This window comes from Pseudomonas sp. FW300-N2F2 (assembly GCF_017351655.1).
GTDB lineage: Bacteria > Pseudomonadota > Gammaproteobacteria > Pseudomonadales > Pseudomonadaceae > Aquipseudomonas > Aquipseudomonas fluorescens_AA.
This window is the reverse complement of record NZ_JACNDQ010000001.1, coordinates 2930628-2947651: the sequence shown is the minus strand read 5'-3', so window position 1 is coordinate 2947651 and position 17024 is coordinate 2930628. Positions and strand designations below refer to the sequence as shown.

Genomic DNA, 17024 nt, shown 5'->3' with positions numbered 1-17024 from the left:
TCGCGTTTGGGTAGCCGTCGCTTTCCTTGCGTAGCGCTTGTGCGCCTGGCCGCAGGATTTGGCCAATGAAACAACAGCTCTGGCGCTTGCCGGAAACAGATCGAGAAAATGGGAGATATTTATGATCAGTGCTGCCTTGGAACCACAACAAGTCCGTTCTCAATTACCGCCGGCGGCCGAATCGCCGACGGCTCCGGTGCTGGTCACCGGCGGCAAGGCACTGCTTCCTGTCGTTCGACAGAATCCCAATCGCAAGAAAGTCTTGTTCGTCACCTCGGAAATTGCCGACCTGGTCAAGACCGGCGGCCTGGGCGATGTGTCCTCGGCACTGCCTCGGGCCATGGCCGGGCTGCATGATGTCCGGGTGCTGATCCCTGGCTATCCGCAAGTGATGAACAGCGGCAATCCGATCCACATCGTCGGCGAACTGGGCGGCCACGCAGCACTGCCGCCCTGCAAGATCGGGCGCATGGACATGGCCGACGGCCTGGTGATCTACGTACTCATCTGCCCGGAACTGTTTGCCCGCGAAGGCTCTCCCTACGGTGCCAACAACGGTCGCGACTGGCCGGACAACCACATTCGCTTCGCCCGCCTGGGCCTGGCCGCCGCCGACATCGCCGCCAACCTGGCACAGATCCACTGGTGCCCGGACCTGGTCCACGCCCACGACTGGCCAGCAGGGTTGGCGCCGGCCTACATGCACTGGCGCGGGCAACGCACCCCGACCCTGTTTACCATCCACAACCTGGCGTACCAGGGCGTGGTCAGCCTGGCGTCCTGCCCGGAACTGGGCATCCCCGAGCACGCCCTGCAACAGGAAGGCATGGAGTTCTACGGCAAACTGTCGTTTCTCAAGGCCGGGATGGCCTACTCCAGCCATATCACCACAGTCAGCGCCACCTACGCCCAGGAGATCACCACCCCGGCGTTTGGTTGCGGACTCGACGGTTTCCTGGCTGCCAAGACCCAACAAGGCTTGCTCAGCGGCATCCCCAACGGTATCGATGAAAGCTGGGACTCGGCCACCGACACCCACCTGTTCCGTCAGTTCGCCATGGGCGACTGGGAAGGCAAGGCTGTCAACGCCAACCATGTGCGTGAACTGTTTGGCCTCGACGACTCCACTGGCCCGCTGTTCGCCGTGGTGTCGCGCCTGGTCTACCAGAAAGGCCTGGACCTGACCGAAGCGGTCGCCGAGTTCATCGTCGAATCCGGCGGCCAGATCGCCATCATCGGCCGCGGCGAGCCGGAGGAAGAACAGGCCATGCGCGAACTGGCACTGCGCTTCCCCGGCCGCATCGGCGTGCGCATCGGCTTCAACGAAACCGATGCGCGGCGGATGTTCGCCGGCAGCGATTTCCTGCTGATGCCGTCGCGCTACGAGCCCTGCGGCTTGAGCCAGATGTACGCCCAACGTTTCGGCTCGCTGCCGGTGGCGCGCAATACCGGAGGCCTGGCGGACACCATCGAAGATGGCGTCACCGGTTTCCTGTTCGATGAGTCCACCGTGGAGAGCTACCAACAGGCCTTGAGCCGGGCCTTCAAGGTCTTCGAGTTCCCCGGCCTGCTCAACGCCATGCGCTGCCGGGCCATGTCGGCACCGTTCAACTGGTGCCAGGCCGTGGAACCCTACGCCGAACTCTACGAACAGCTGGTGGCGAAGTCACTGGGAAAATCGGCCAGACAATGAGGTAACAATGACGTCAAGGACGCCTGAGACATGGACCCACGGGGCGGTCATGCTGGATGACGAGCACACCCGCTTCGCCCTCTGGGCCCCGGATGCCTTTTTTGTCAGTGTCGAGCTCGACACTGGAGATTCGATACCGCTACTGCCCCAGGCCGACGGCTGGTTCATGATCCAGACCCGTTGCCCCGCCGGCACCCGCTACCGCTACAACATCGATGGCGAGCTGGAGGTGCCGGACCCGGCCTCCCGCGCCCAGGCCGGCGACATCGACCGTCACAGCGTGGTGGTCGACCCCCATGCCTACCCCTGGCGACACACCCAATGGTGTGGCCGTCCCTGGCACGAAGCCGTGATCTACGAATTGCACGTGGGCGCCCTGGGCGGTTTCAACGGTGTCGAACAGCATTTGGCCCGCCTGGCCGGGCTGGGCGTCACCGCCATCGAGCTGATGCCGCTGGCGCAGTTTCCCGGCGATCGCAACTGGGGCTACGACGGGGTCTTGCCCTACGCGCCCCAAGCCTCCTACGGCACGCCTGAGCAGCTCAAGCATCTGATCGACAGCGCCCACGGCCATGGGCTGTCCGTCATCCTGGATGTGGTCTACAACCACTTCGGCCCCGACGGCAACTACCTGCACCGCTATGCCAAGAGCTTCTTTCGCGAAGACAAGCACACGCCCTGGGGCGCGGCGATCGATTTCCGCCGCCGGGAAGTGCGGGACTTCTTCATCGACAATGCGCTCATGTGGCTGCTTGAATACCGCTTCGACGGCCTGCGCCTCGACGCAGTACACGCCATCGAAGCTCCGGACTTTCTCCAGGAACTGGCGGCCAGGGTGCGCGAACAGGTGGACCCGGCCCGGCATGTCTGGCTGACCGTGGAAAACGAACACAACCAGGCCACCCTGCTGGAACAGGGCTACGACGCCCAGTGGAACGACGATGGCCACAATGCCTTGCACGTACTGCTGACAGGCGAGACCGACGCCTACTACGCCGACTATGCCGAGCAGCCGACGGAACAACTGGCACGTTGCCTGAGCCAGGGTTTCGTCTTCCAGGGCCACACCAATCGCCACGGCGAATCCCGGGGCGAACCCAGCGGTCACCTGCCACCGAGCGCATTCGTGCTGTTCCTGCAGAACCATGACCAGGTCGGCAACCGTGCCCTGGGCGAACGCCTGCATCAGCTCGCCCCGTCCCAGGCCTTGCAAGCGGCGACAGTCTTGTTGCTGTTGTCACCGATGATCCCGCTGCTGTTCATGGGCGATGAGGTGGCAGCCGAACAACCGTTCCTGTTCTTTACCAGTCATCACGGCGAACTGGCGGAACTCGTGCGCGAAGGCCGACGCAACGAGTTCAAGGCGTTCAGTGCCTTTGCCGATCCGCAGAAACGCGAGCGGATTCCCGACCCCAACGCGGCCAGCACCTTCGAGGTTTCACGTCCAAGCCTGGAATCGCAACGCGTGGAGCAGCAGGCCAGCGAGGCGCTGTATCGTCAACTGCTGAAAATCCGCCGTGAAGAGATCGTCCCGCGCCTGCCCGGTGCCCAGGCCCTGGGGGCCGATGTGCTGGGCCATGGTGCTGTCAGCGCACGCTGGCGACTGGGCGATGGCAGTGTGTTGCGCATCGACCTGAACCTTGGCGACCAGCCCGTCGCACACCATGCCCCGGAAGAGGCACGCATTCTTTTCGAACATCCGCAGCAGGTCGTGGGTCTGTTGCAACAGGGCGTCCTTGCGCCCTACAGCGCGCTGGTCAGTCTGACGCAGGCGACAACCTTGCCCAACATCACTGGAGAGCGCCTATGAGCGATGCGCAACTGGAAATCCTCGCCAGCCGAGCGGGCCTGGCGGTGGATTGGATCGATGCCAATGGCCGGGCCCAGAAGGTCTCGGCGGCGGTCTTGCGCTCAGTCCTCACGGGCCTGGGCCACCCCGCAGGAAGTGCCCAGGAAATCGACGCCAGCCTGCTGCAGCTGCAGGAAGATCAACAGAACCATCAACTGCCACCGCTGATCACCGCCGATGTCGGGGCCAGCCTGGACTTGAGCCGCTACTTCGAGCCAGGGACCCCCTGCGAAATCAAACTCGAAGACGGCGCGACACTGAATCTGAACCTCGATGCCGACGGCAAGCTGCCGGGCATGGTCCCGGTGGGCTATCAGCATGTCCACATCCGGGACCAGCATTTCACCCTGGCCGTCGCACCCGCCCGCTGCTACAGCGTGGCCGATGCGGTGGACGACCCGACGCCCCGGGCCTGGGGCCTGAGCGCACAATTGTATGCCCTGCGACGCCCTGGGGACGGCGGTTTCGGTGATACCCAGGCCCTGGAGGAACTGGTGCGGGTGGCCGGCGAACGCGGCGCCGACGCCGTTGCCATCAGCCCGATGCATGCGATGTTCAGCAGCGACACCGGGCGCTACAGCCCTTACTCGCCGTCCAGCCGACTGTTCCTCAACAGCCTGTACGCCGCCCCCGGCACTATTCTCGGCGAACGCGCCCTGCGCACCGCCATCGACGCCACCGGCTTGACCAACCAACTGCGCAGCCTGGAAGAGCAGCCGCTCATCAACTGGCCAGTCGCCGCCCAGGCCAAGCAGAAAATCCTCCGCGCCCTGTACGACGGGTTCAGCCAGGGCGCGCACCCGCTGCATGAAGACTTCAGCAGTTTCCGCCACACCAGCGGCGAAGCCCTGGAAAACCATTGCCGCTTCGAGGCCTTGCAGGCCGAACGCGCCGCCCGTGGCGAAAGCCTCGACTGGCGGCACTGGCCGGAAGAATGGCGCGATCCGCGCAGCGCGGTCCTGGCCCATTTCGCCGAAGAAAATGCCGACGAAATCGGTTTCTACGCCTTTTGCCAATGGTTGATCGCCCGCTGCCTGGAACGCGCCCAGAGCGCTGCCAAATCCAGCGGCATGGGCATCGGCCTGATCGCCGACCTGGCGGTAGGTGCCGATGGCGCTGGCAGCCAGGCCTGGAGCCGGCAGGACGAACTGCTCGCCTCGTTGACCGTGGGCGCGCCGCCGGACATTCTCAATCGCTCCGGCCAAGGCTGGGGCATTTCGGCGTTCTCCCCGGAAGGCCTGGTGCGCAACGGCTTTCGCGCCTTCATTGAAATGCTGCGGGCCAACTTTGCCCACGCCGGTGGCTTGCGCATCGATCATGTCATGGGCTTGCAACGGCTCTGGGTGATTCCCAACGACGCCCCACCCAGCGACGGTGCCTACCTGTATTACCCAGTGGACGACCTGTTGCGCTTGCTGGCACTGGAATCCCATCGGCACCAGGCCATCGTGCTGGGTGAAGACCTCGGTACCGTGCCGGATGGCTTGCGGGACAAACTCAGCGCCCGCTCGATCCTCGGCATGCGCGTGCTGCTGTTCGAACAGGACAACACCCACTTCAAACCCATTCTCGACTGGCCGGACAACGCCCTCGCCACCACCAGCACCCATGACTTGCCAACGCTCAACGGCTGGTGGCACGGTCACGACATCGACTGGAACGCCCGGCTGGACCTGATCGACTCCCACACCGAAATCGACTGGCGCAAGCACCGCGAGCGCGAACGCGAAGGTCTGCGCCAAGTGCTGAATCAGGACCCGCAGAATTTTCGCGAAGAACACCGCGAGACCGACCAGGTGCTGGATGCCAGCGTGCGTTTCCTCGGTCACACCCGCGCACCGCTGGTGTTGCTGCCGCTCGAAGATGCGCTGGGGATCGATGAACAGGCCAACCTGCCCGGCACCATCGATACCCATCCCAATTGGCGCCGCCGCCTGGCCCAGCAGAGCCAGGCGTTGCTGGATCACCCGGACGCCGCCCGGCGTCTGGAAATACTCGCCTGCGCCAGACTTCAGGCGAACGAGCGTGACCGATGAAACAGCCATTGATCCAACCTCTGCGGGCAACGTTGCGCCTGCAGTTCCATAAAGGCTTCACCCTGGACGATGCCATACCCCAGGTGCCGTACTTCGCTGCGCTGGGCATCAGCCACATTTATGCCTCTCCGCTGCTCAAGGCCCGGGCCGGCTCCATGCACGGCTACGACGTGGTCGATCCGACCCTGGTCAACCCCGAGCTGGGTGGCGAAGCCGCGCTCAAGCGTCTGGTTGCAGCCTTGCGCGAGCACCGGATGGGCTTGATCCTCGACATCGTCTCCAATCACATGGCCGTCGGCGGCAATGACAATCCCTGGTGGCTGGATCTGCTGGAATGGGGTCGACTCAGCCCGTACGGCGAGTTCTTCGACATCCAGTGGCATTCCCCCGACCCGCTGATGGAAGGCCAGTTGTTGCTGCCGTTCCTGGGCAGCGACTACGGCGTGGCCTTGCAGGAAGGCACCTTGCAACTGCGCTTCGATGCCACCCACGGCAGCTTCTACGTCGAGCACTATGAACACCGCTTCCCGATTTGCCCGATGCACTACGGCGAGCTGCTCAAACCCGCCGAAACCCTGCCCGTCGAACAGGCCGAATCGCTCAAGACCCTGGCTGAGCGCTTCACCACGCTGAATTACCAGACCGATGCCCACGCCCTCGCTCGCCCGCTGCAAACGGAGTTGCGGGATCTGGCGGCACCCGCGGGCATCCTGGCCGCCATCGAGGCCAACCTGGCTGGCTACGACTCTACCCAGCCCCAGGGTTTCGAACGCCTGCATCAGTTGCTGGAGCGCCAGAGCTACCGGCTCGCCAGCTGGCGCACCGCGGCGGACGACATCAATTGGCGGCGCTTTTTCGATGTCAATGAACTGGGCGGGCTGCGGGTCGAGCGTCCGGCGGTATTCGAAGCCACCCATGCCAAGATCTTCGAATTGATCGGCGAAGGGCTGGTGGATGGGCTGCGGATCGATCACATCGACGGTCTTGCCGACCCTCGTGGTTACTGCCGCAAATTGCGCCGACGCGTGAATTCGCTGTCGCCGACCCGGCACCTGCCGATATTCGTCGAGAAGATCCTCGGCGATGGCGAGACATTGCGGCGGGACTGGAACATCGACGGCAGTACCGGTTACGAGTTCATGAACCAGGTCTCGCTGTTGCAGCATGACCCGGCCGGTGCCGCCCCCCTTGCCGAATTCTGGAGCCGGCACAGTGAGCGGTCGGCGCACTTCATCGAAGAAGCCCGCCTGGCTCGCCAGCAGATACTCAATGGCTCCTTGGCCGGGGATTTCGAAAGCGTTGCCCAGGCCCTGCTGCAAGTGGCCCGGGACGATGTGATGACCCGCGACCTGACCCTGGGCGCGATTCGGCGGGCCTTGCAGGAATTGGTCGTGCACTTCCCGGTGTATCGCACCTACATCACGCCGTTGGGACGCTCTGCTGAAGACGAGGTGTTTTTCAATCAGGCCCTGGAAGGCGCCCGGCAAACCCTCAGCGAAGCCGACTGGCCGGTGCTCGACTGCCTGGCCGGCTGGCTCGGTGGAATGCCTTGGCGGCAACGCCCCCGCGGCAGCCAGCGCAAACGCCTGCGCCACGCCTGCGTACGCTTCCAGCAACTGACCTCGCCGGCCGCCGCCAAGGCCGTGGAGGACACCGCTCTCTATCGCTCGGCGGTGCTGCTGTCGCGCAATGACGTGGGCTATGACACCGAGCGTTTCAGCGCCCCGGCGCAGGCGTTCCACCAGGTGTGCGTCGAACGCCTCGAGCACTTTCCCGACAACCTGATGACCACCGCCACCCACGACCACAAGCGCGGCGAAGACACCCGCGCCAGGCTGGCCGTGCTCAGCGAGCGCGCCGACTGGTACGCCGCCTGCGTGGAACAATGGCGCATCCTCTCGCCTTCGCTGCACAGCGACCCGGCGGCGCCCTCGGCCAGTGATGAACTGATCCTGTACCAGGCGTTGCTCGGCAGCTGGCCGCTGGACCTCGACCTCCAGGACCACCAGGCGCTGGCCGCCTACAACGAGCGCCTGTGGCAATGGCAACGCAAGGCTCTGCGCGAAGCCAAGTTGCAAAGCAGCTGGGCGGCGGTCAACGACGCTTATGAGCAAGCCACCCAGATGTTCCTCGAACGCCTGCTGCTGGGCGATGAGGGGCTGCCCTTGCGCAGTGCCATCGCCGAGGCGGTCCAGGCCGTCGCGCCGGCGGGTGCCCTCAACAGTCTGGCGCAAACTTTGCTGCGCATGACCGTACCCGGCGTACCGGACCTGTACCAAGGCAACGAGTTCTGGGACTTCAGCCTGGTGGACCCGGACAACCGCCGCCCGGTGGATTTCCAGGCACGCCGCGAAGCGATGCAGGCCGACAACACCCCAGCCGCGTTGGTACGCGATTGGCGTGACGGCCGGATCAAACAGGCATTGATCGCCCGGACGCTGGCCGTGCGAGCCGAGTATCCGCAGTTGTGGCGCCAGGGCCGCTACCAACCGCTGGAAGTGCTCGGTGAGCAGGCCCATCGGGTACTGGCCTTCATGCGTGAGGACTCGCAACATCGGGCGATCGTTGTCGTACCTGTCCATGCGGCGCATTTGCTGGAAAACAGTGCCGTGCCGCTGGTGGCTGCGTCGGATTGGGGCGATACCCGCGTATCGTTACCGTTCGCCGCCAAGGATGAAAAACTGAAGGGACTTTTTTCAAGCGCAACAGTCACACCCCAAAGGGAGCTGCTGATCAGCACCGCGCTGGGGGATTTCCCGGTCAATGTCTTTATCCAACCTTGAGTTGAATCAGGAGCACTGCGATGAGTACCGACGATAAACGCATTCGCGAATTCGCCTATCAGATCTGGGAGTCCGAAGGTAAGCCTGCAGGGCAGGAAAAACGCCACTGGGAGATGGCGCGCAAACTGGCTGAAGCCGAAGCGCTGGCGCCGAGCAAGCCACCCAAGGCCGCGAGTAAATCGGCGGCCAGCAAGACCGATGGCGCCAAGCCTGCTGCAACCAAGGGCACCACGGCCAAGAGCGCCGCGAAAAGCACCACGCCCAAGGTCAAGCCAGCGGCCAAGCCTTCCGCGGCGACCGCAGCGGTCGTGCCACCGGCGAACAAGGCCGCCGACAAAAAACCTCGAGCACCGCGCAAGCCGCCGGCGGTTTGATTCGTCCTATCGATCTCCTCGTCAGGTGGGAGCAAGGCTTGCTCGCGAAACAGGCGCCTCGATGTCCGGAGGAACGCATCGCTTCGTCGCGGGCCAGTCTTGCTCTCACAGAGAAGCAACTTTGTCCCACGTAACGGGATAAATACCCCTCGCCACAGGTGAAGGGTGATGCCATCCCTTTCAAGTGAACCGCATCGCTGTATCTGTCTGTTTTTTTGCAGGAGCAACTATGACCCGTCCAAACAAAACCACGCCGCCGCCCGTTATCGAGGCTTCGCGGATTCGTGAAGGGCTGCCTTTTCCACTGGGTGCAACCTGGGATGGCCTCGGGGTCAACTTCGCGCTGTTTTCAGCCAATGCCACCAAGGTCGAACTGTGCATTTTCGATGATGCCGGCGAAGTCGAACTCGAACGCATCGAGCTGCCGGAGTACACCGACGAGATTTACCACGGTTATCTGCCGGATGCCCACCCGGGATTGATCTATGGCTACCGGGTCTATGGCCCATATGATCCGGCGAACGGTCATCGCTTCAACCCGAACAAGCTGCTGATCGACCCCTACGCCAAACAACTGGTCGGCCAGTTGAAGTGGTCCGAAGCCCTGTTCGGCTATACCATCGGCCACCCCGACGGCGACCTCAGTTTCGATGAGCGCGACAGCGCCCCGTTCGTTCCCAAGTGCAAAGTCATCGACCCCGCGCACACCTGGGGCCACGACCAGCGCGTCAGCGTACCTTGGGACAAGACCATCCTGTATGAAACCCATGTGCGCGGCCTCACCATGCGTCACCCGTCGGTGCCTGAAAACCTGCGCGGTACATTCGCCGGGCTGATGGTCGACGATGTGCTGGAGCATATCCGCAAGCTCGGTGTCTCTTCGGTGGAACTGCTGCCCATCCATGCCTTCGTCAATGACCAGCACTTGCTGCACAAAGGCATGACCAATTACTGGGGCTACAACAGCATTGCCTTCTTCGCGCCCGACCCGCGCTACCTGGCCAGCGGCAAGATCGCCGAGTTCAAGGAGATGGTCGCCCACTTGCACGAGGCCAACCTGGAAGTCATCCTCGACGTGGTCTACAACCACACCGCCGAGGGCAACGAACAGGGCCCCACCCTGTCCATGCGCGGCATCGATAACGCCTCCTACTACCGGCTGATGCCCGACGACAAGCGCTATTACATCAACGACTCCGGAACCGGCAACACCCTGGACCTGAGCCATCCCTGCGTGCTGCAGATGGTCACCGACTCCCTGCGCTACTGGGCCACGGAAATGCACGTCGATGGCTTCCGCTTCGACCTGGCGACCATTCTCGGCCGTTACCATGACGGATTCGACGAGCGCCACAGCTTCCTCGTCGCCTGCCGCCAGGATCCGGTACTGCGCCAGGTGAAAATGATCGCCGAGCCTTGGGACTGTGGCCCCGGGGGCTACCAGGTGGGACACTTCCCGCCGGGTTGGGTCGAGTGGAACGACAAGTTCCGCGACACGGTACGCGCCTTCTGGAAGGGTGATGACGGCCAGCTCGCCGATTTTGCCAGCCGAATGACCGCCTCGGGCGAGATGTTCAACCAGCGTGGCCGACGGCCGTATGCCTCGGTGAACTTCGTCACTGCTCACGACGGTTTCACCTTGCATGACCTGGTGTCGTACAACGACAAGCACAACGAAGCCAACGACGAGAACAATCAGGACGGCAGCAATAACAACCTGTCCTGGAACCATGGTGTCGAAGGCCCGACGGATGATCCGCAAATCAATGCGCTGCGCCATCGGCAGATGCGCAACTTCTTCGCCACCCTGCTGCTGGCCCAAGGCACGCCGATGATCGTCGCCGGCGACGAGTTTGCCCGTACCCAGCACGGCAACAACAACGCCTATTGCCAGGACAGCGAGATTGGCTGGGTCAACTGGGACCTGAGCGAGGATGGCGCGACGCTGCTCAAGTTCGTCAAGCGCCTGATCAAGTTGCGCCTGACCTACCCGATCCTGCGACGCGGACGCTTTCTGGTGGGTAATTACAACGAGGACATCGGCGTCAAGGACGTGACTTGGCTGGCCCCGGACGGCAGCGAAATGACCATCGAACAATGGCAGGACAGCCATGGTCGCTGTCTCGGCATGCTGATGGATGGCCGCGCCCAGGAAACCGGTATTCGGCGCAAAGGGGGCGATGCGACGCTGCTGCTGGTGGTCAACGCGCATCATGACATCGTCAACTTCCGCTTGCCGGAAGTCCCGGAGGGGAGTTTCTGGACCTGCATGGTCGACACCAACCAGCCGACCGTTCGTGGGCAGGAGCGCTTCGATTTCGATTCCGAATACTCCGTCACCGGACGCTCGCTGCTGCTATTCGAACTGCAACGCGAAGAAGAGGATTGAAATACCTGCTGTAAACAGCCATAAGGAACCGCAAGGACGCGGTTTTTTATTCCACACCGTCCAGTTTCAAGAAAAAAATGCAGCTCAGATGCACATGTCACGAGACGGATCGGCTGACATGGTCAATACTTCCCCCTGCGGTAGTCTCCAGGATTCGGAGCGCTGTGAATCGCAGTCATGCCCCATCGGCGCCATCGGACAGTAGGCCCGGTGCATGGCTGAAAGATTGAATACACACAAGGATGTCGCTTATGAAGCCCGCCTCTCGCCTGCCTGGCCGGCAGCACCCGCAAATCTGGAACAGTGCCGCGCAACTGGCCGATATTCCGATCATCAGTACCCAGACACTCATTCCCGCCGGCGCTCGCGCCGTCATCCTTGCCCCACACCCGGGCGATGAGATCGGGGCCTGTGGCGGATTGCTGCAGTTGCTGAACAACCTGGACCAGCCCATGCTGCTGATCTCGGTCACCGATGGCGCCCTCGCCCACCCCGGCTCACCGCTGTGGAACGACGAACGCCTGCGTGCGCACCGCCCTCATCCCCAGGAAAGCGTCGACGCCCTGCATCGCCTGGGCATCGCTGCCCATGGCCTGCAATGGGTGCGCGGCGGTTTTCCGGAAAAAAACCTGGCCGAACACGAAACCGAACTGGCCACGTTTATTGCCCGTCACCTGCGCCCCGGTGACGTGGTGTTCAGCACCTGGCGCCAGGACGGCGACAGCGACCACGACACTGTCGGACGCGCTGGAGCATTGGCCGCCGACAGGATCGGAGTGGCGTTCAACGAGCTGCCGGTATGGGCCTGGCACTGGCCGGTCCGCGAGCAGAATAAAATCCCCTGGCACCGGGCCCGCAAACTGCGCCTCGACGTCTGGACCACCGCCCGCAAACGTCACGCCATGCACGCCTACGTCAGCCAACTCAGCGGCGAACCGGCAAGCGGCATCGCCCCGCTGTTGCCCAGGGTCATCCTTGACCGGATGGGCTTGCCCTATGAGATTGTCTTCATCTGAACGCCTGCCTGTAGGAACTGGACTTGTTCGCGATGGCGGTGGTTCAGATACACCGCTATCGCGAGCAAGCTCGCTCCCACATTGGATTTGCACCTCCCCCTGTGGGAGCGAGCTTGCTCGCGATAGCGGCAGGCCAGGTTCGACGAACCCGGCAGGGACACGAAAAATCCGGAACTGCCGATGCCTTGGATCAGTCGCATGAACAAGTACGTCTGATTCAGGAGTGAACGTGACTCAAGATCCCGATTGGCGAGCTGTCGAACCAATGCCATCGGACGCGCCTGCGGCGGTTCATCGGCTGCGGGTCCTGACGGTCAACACTCATAAGGGCTTCACCGCCCTCAACCGGCGCTTCATCCTGCCCGAATTGCGCGAAGCGGTGCGCAGTACCGGCGCCGATCTGGTGTTCCTGCAAGAAGTGCTCGGCGAACATGACCGCCACGCATCACGCTATGACAACTGGCCCCAGACGTCCCAGTACGAATTCCTCGCCGACAGCATGTGGAGCGACTTCGCCTACGGCCGTAATGCGGTCTACCCCGATGGCCACCATGGCAACGCCTTGCTTTCCAAGTACCCGATCCGCCAGTTCCGCAATCTCGACGTGTCCATCACCGGCCCCGAGCGGCGCGGGTTGTTGCATTGCGTGCTGGATGTGCCAGGCCACGCCGCGGTCCACGGAATCTGCGTGCATTTGAGCCTGTTGGAAAGCCATCGCCAGTTACAGCTCAAACTGCTCTGCCAATTGCTCGATTCGCTCCCCGAGGATGCCCCGGTGATCATTGCCGGTGACTTCAACGACTGGCAACTGCGCGGCAACCTCGCCCTCGCCCGTCGAGGTTACTTGCACGAGGCCTTCGAGCACCACCTGGGCCGCCCCGCCAGGACCTATCCGGCCCGCTTCCCGCTGTTGCGCCTGGACCGCATCTACCTGCGCAACGCCAGCAGTCATTCCCCGCAAATACTGGGCAACAAACCCTGGACCCACCTGAGCGATCATCTGCCGCTTTCGGTGGAAGTGCATTTGTAGAGCGGGCCTTCCCCAGGCTTGCTGCCCGTGGACCTGTAAGTTCTGACAGTAGCGACGCCCTTTATTCGTTGCTAGCGTGCCATTCCATACAGCGAGCGTTGCCAGGCCCTGTGTGCCATCTGTTGTGCAACCGATGCTGAAACCGGTGTCCATGGGGATGCCGATGCAGAGGGATAGCACATGATTCGGCACGATAAAGGATTCAATCGGCTGTTCAACGCTTTGTGGGTATCGGCTCCCTTCCTGTTACCCGCACCCGCCGCCATGGCAGCCTGCACACTGGCGCCAACCGCAGGCGATGACACCTATGTCTGCGACAGCGGCACCAGCCCCGGGCTGACGGACCTTTCAGGCAACGACAGCCTGACCATGCCCGCCAACGGCAGCGGCGTCATTACCGGGGATGTCACGTTCGGCACCGGCGTCGACACCATAGAGATCAACGCCAACGGCGTGATTGACGGTGATGTCGAGCAAGGCTCGGAAGCCGACTCTTTCGTCATGAACGGCGGCAGGATCCTCTCCCTGGCTCAAGGCGACGGCCTCGATGAGTTCCTGATGACCGGTGGCACCATCTTCGATGCATTCGAAGACGGCGACATCGCCAAGATGACGGGCGGTACCATCGGCCGGGTCGACATGAAGCTCGATGACAACGTTTTCGATATGTCCGGCGGCAATATCATCGGCAACCTGGTGACCGGTTTCGGCCAGGACACCATCATCCTCTCCGCCGGACGCATCGGCGGCAATGTCAGTGTCAGCGGCGGCAACGACAGCATTACCGTCAGCGGCGGCGAAATCCTCGGCGAGGTCCGGGCCAGTGCCGGCGATGACCAGTTTCAGTGGAGCGGCGGCCTCATTCACTCGGCCATCCTGATGGGCGAAGGCAGCGACACGGCGCTGTTGAGCAACCTCGACGAAACCGGACTGAGCATCACCCCCAGCGTGAATGGCGGATTGGGCCAAGACGTCCTGACCTTTGAAGGCAGCACCTCCAGCACCGGCGCCCGCTACCTCAATTGGGAAACGGTCAACCTCACCCAAGGCTCGCAACTGGACCTTAACGACACGCTGACGCTGGGTGACAGCGTCACCGGCACCGGGACGCTCAACATCGAGAGCGGCAGTACGCTGACGGCGACCCAAGGCGTTATCGCCCCTTTTACTGCCGGTCAACTGGCGACGCTCAACAATGCCGGCACGATAGACCTTACCCAGGGCAACACCCGCACCAACGACACACTTACCGTCCAGGGCAATTACGTCGGCGACAACGGCCAGTTGCACGTGCAAACGGCCGTCGGCGCCGATGGCTCCGCCAGCGACAAACTGGTGGTCAATGGCGGGACACTCACCGGCAATACCGCCATCACGGTCACGAACCTGGGCGGCACGGGCGCACTGACGACTCAGGATGGCATCGAAGTGGTCCAGGCCCAGGGAGGCGCGGTCAGTAACATCGATGCCTTTTCCCTGGCGCAGTCCGTCTCGGCCGGCGCGTTCGATTACCGCCTGTTCAAAGGCGGCGTGAGCGGTAATCAAAACAACTGGTACCTGCGCTCCACCGTGGTCGCCGGACCAGTAGCGGCGCCCATCCCGACGGCGCCTCCCGCGCCGGGCGCGCCCCCCGTCCCGACGCTGCCGCCCTTGCCAACCGCAGTGCCCGGCGCGGCCCCCATCCCGTTGTATCGCCCGGAAGTGCCGACCTGGTCGGTACTGCCTCCGGCGGCGGCGCAATTGACGTTGATGGCCCTCGGTACGTTCCATGACCGTCAGGGTGAACAGCGCCTGCTCACGGAAACCGGCGCGTTCGGCGCGGGTTGGGGCCGGGCCTATGGCGTAGACCTGGATAAAACCTGGGCCGGTACGGTGACGCCGCAGTTCGATGGGTCGATCAAGGGGTTCCAGGTGGGCAACGATTTGTACAGCTCGCTTCTGTCCGGCGGCCAGACCCAGCGCATTGGCTTCTTCGTCGGGCACACGGAATTGAACGGCAATGTCAAAGGCTTCAACCTGGGGTTCGAAGGCCGGCACGCCGGCAAGATCGAACTCGACGGCGACAGCTACGGGCTCTACTGGACGCTCACCGACCCCAACGGCGGCTACGTCGACACCGTGGTGATGGGCACGCGATTGAACGGCGACAACCGTTCCGTGCGCGGCCTGAAAATCGACAATCGCGGGCACGCCTTGACCGCTTCGGCAGAGACCGGCTACCCCTTTAAGGTGACCACTGGCTGGGACTTTGAACCCCAGGCCCAGATCATCTACCAAAAGGTCTCCCTGGATACGCAAAACGATGGGGTCTCCAAGGTCGAATTCGATTCCGACGGTGCCTGGACCGGCCGCCTCGGTGCGCGGCTCAAGGGCCGCTACCAGGTCAGCGGCATGCCTGTGGAACCGTACTTGCGCGCCAATCTCTGGCATACGTTTTCCGGCACCGACTCGGTGATATTCGACGACACCGAACGGGTCGAGACCCAGCAGCGCGCCTCCACCGGCGACCTCGGGATTGGCGTCACCGTGAGCCTGGCGCCCAGCGTCGCCCTGTACGCCGGCGCGAACTATAGCCAAAACCTCGACAGCAACCAGCAACACAGTGTCATGGGCAACGTCGGTTTTCGGATCAGTTGGTAGGCAGGGTCTACGACAGAGGCTTGACGCCCGAATATCCACCACAATAACCAATTGAAATCAGCGCTTTATTAGCGCTGATTTCCCCATGCCATTCATCGTTCATTTTCTTGACGCGCCGCCATCAGTCTTCTTGACTACACCATACTACCCCCGGAAATACAGTCAGGGGCAGGCCTCTGGAACCCGTCAGGACGGGCCGCCAGAGGCTTGCCCCAATCCATTCGGTCGCCCCTCATTCGGGGTAGGAGAGACGCCAGAAAAAGCGAGAAACGCATGCGATTGCAAGGCAGGCCCCCATGAAAACTTCTCTCCGTCCACAAGAGTTCACCACCACTTTCCATACCGTCTCGACATCGTTGCTGCTGCTTTCATCCATGGAGGTCCAGGCCTGGCCTGCCGAGGAGACCGTGCAGCCCTGGTACGACCGAACATCATCCACCCACCTCGATACCGCACTTGTTGGAAGTGAACCTCCTTCCGGCAAAAGCCCCGCCCTGTTCACGTTGCGCCACGGCGACGGTCATACCCAGCGCATGGGACTGATCAGTGGGCAACACCAGATCATTTCAACCGGTGGCGGCCTGCTGGTGATGCCCGCGCTGGCCGACCCGGACAAAGATGCCCTCAACCTGAAAGGTTCGAGCCTCGGCGCCTATTGGAGCCTGACCGGCCCCGCGGGCTGGCACGTCGACCTGAGCGCCAGCGGCGGCCGGGTCAACGGCTACAGCCGCACCGAACAAGGCCAGCGCCAGGCCACCGAAGGCCATGCGGTGACGCTGTCGGTCGAAGGTGGCTTCCCTATTGGCATCAGCACCCACTGGGTGGTCGAACCCCAGGCGCAACTGATCAACCAGCGCGTCACCCTCGATACGCCGAATGCCGAGAGCGGCACCGGCGATGAATTGAGCAGTTGGAGCGGCCGCGTTGGCGCACGCCTCAAAGGTAACTACCAGGTCAACGGCCTCGGTGTGGAGCCTTACCTGCGAACCAACCTGTGGCACACCGTCCAGGGCGCCGGCACGGTGTCCCTGGATAAGGTCGACAAGATCAGCAGCAGCCGAAAATCCTCCACCGTCGAAGTCGGCCTGGGCCTGGTGGCCCGTGTCACGCCGGCGGTCAGCCTGTATGTCAGCGCCGATTACAGCAGTGACGTCGACGACAACGATCTCAACGGCATCATTACCAGCATGGGGGTGCGGATGCGCTGGTGACGT

10 protein-coding genes are annotated in these 17024 nt (G+C 62.9%); all 10 read left to right on the top strand.

All coding sequences use genetic code 11. The annotated features are described in order from the left end of the window. Window positions 1-121: 121 nt before the first annotated feature. Window positions 122-1693, top strand: coding sequence for a glycogen synthase GlgA (gene glgA, locus J4E63_RS12725; protein WP_207282178.1), 1572 nt, complete (start codon window positions 122-124; stop codon window positions 1691-1693). 7 nt (window positions 1694-1700) lie between these two features. Beyond that, a complete protein-coding gene (gene treZ, locus J4E63_RS12720; protein ID WP_207282177.1) occupies window positions 1701-3503 on the top strand; it encodes a malto-oligosyltrehalose trehalohydrolase in 1803 nt (600 codons plus the stop codon). Continuing rightward, on the top strand, window positions 3500-5578 hold the full coding sequence (gene malQ, locus J4E63_RS12715) for a 4-alpha-glucanotransferase (protein WP_207282176.1): 2079 nt from the start codon (window positions 3500-3502) through the stop codon (window positions 5576-5578). The genes treZ and malQ overlap by 4 nt, the downstream gene beginning before the upstream one ends. Beyond that, window positions 5575-8361 (top strand): malto-oligosyltrehalose synthase, encoded by a 2787-nt coding sequence (locus J4E63_RS12710; protein WP_207282175.1) that lies wholly within the window; start codon window positions 5575-5577, stop codon window positions 8359-8361. Before malQ ends, J4E63_RS12710 begins: the two co-directional genes overlap by 4 nt. Window positions 8362-8381: 20 nt before the next feature. After that, complete coding sequence (locus J4E63_RS12705) at window positions 8382-8735, top strand: DUF2934 domain-containing protein (protein ID WP_207282174.1); 354 nt, start codon at window positions 8382-8384, stop codon at window positions 8733-8735. A 229-nt stretch (window positions 8736-8964) separates the two neighbouring features. Further along, window positions 8965-11124 carry a glycogen debranching protein GlgX gene (glgX, locus tag J4E63_RS12700; protein WP_192260189.1) on the top strand — a complete coding sequence of 720 codons (2160 nt, stop codon included), beginning with the start codon at window positions 8965-8967 and terminating at the stop codon, window positions 11122-11124. Window positions 11125-11375: 251 nt separating this feature from the next. Further along, complete coding sequence (locus tag J4E63_RS12695; RefSeq protein ID WP_092199433.1) at window positions 11376-12140, top strand: PIG-L deacetylase family protein; 765 nt, start codon at window positions 11376-11378, stop codon at window positions 12138-12140. Between the two features lie 265 nt (window positions 12141-12405). Then, window positions 12406-13170, top strand: a complete 765-nt coding sequence (locus tag J4E63_RS12690) for an endonuclease/exonuclease/phosphatase family protein (RefSeq protein WP_219738694.1) — start codon at window positions 12406-12408, stop codon at window positions 13168-13170. A 180-nt stretch (window positions 13171-13350) separates the two neighbouring features. Then, on the top strand, window positions 13351-15810 hold the full coding sequence (locus J4E63_RS12685; protein ID WP_207282173.1) for an autotransporter outer membrane beta-barrel domain-containing protein: 2460 nt from the start codon (window positions 13351-13353) through the stop codon (window positions 15808-15810). 296 nt (window positions 15811-16106) lie between these two features. Continuing rightward, entirely contained in the window at window positions 16107-17021 is a 915-nt protein-coding gene (locus J4E63_RS12680; RefSeq protein WP_192260187.1) for an autotransporter outer membrane beta-barrel domain-containing protein, read from the top strand. Window positions 17022-17024: the final 3 nt, after the last annotated feature.

Excerpts from the sequence above, each read along its gene's own strand:
- glgA (WP_207282178.1), top strand. The coding sequence starts at position 122 with ATGATCAGTGCTGCCTTGGAACCACAACAAGTCCGTTCTCAATTACCG.
- treZ (WP_207282177.1), top strand. The coding sequence starts at position 1,701 with ATGACGTCAAGGACGCCTGAGACATGGACCCACGGGGCGGTCATGCTG.
- malQ (WP_207282176.1), top strand. The coding sequence starts at position 3,500 with ATGAGCGATGCGCAACTGGAAATCCTCGCCAGCCGAGCGGGCCTGGCG.
- J4E63_RS12710 (WP_207282175.1), top strand. The coding sequence starts at position 5,575 with ATGAAACAGCCATTGATCCAACCTCTGCGGGCAACGTTGCGCCTGCAG.
- J4E63_RS12705 (WP_207282174.1), top strand. The coding sequence starts at position 8,382 with ATGAGTACCGACGATAAACGCATTCGCGAATTCGCCTATCAGATCTGG.
- glgX (WP_192260189.1), top strand. The coding sequence starts at position 8,965 with ATGACCCGTCCAAACAAAACCACGCCGCCGCCCGTTATCGAGGCTTCG.
- J4E63_RS12695 (WP_092199433.1), top strand. The coding sequence starts at position 11,376 with ATGAAGCCCGCCTCTCGCCTGCCTGGCCGGCAGCACCCGCAAATCTGG.
- J4E63_RS12690 (WP_219738694.1), top strand. The coding sequence starts at position 12,406 with ATGCCATCGGACGCGCCTGCGGCGGTTCATCGGCTGCGGGTCCTGACG.
- J4E63_RS12685 (WP_207282173.1), top strand. The coding sequence starts at position 13,351 with ATGATTCGGCACGATAAAGGATTCAATCGGCTGTTCAACGCTTTGTGG.
- J4E63_RS12680 (WP_192260187.1), top strand. The coding sequence starts at position 16,107 with ATGAAAACTTCTCTCCGTCCACAAGAGTTCACCACCACTTTCCATACC.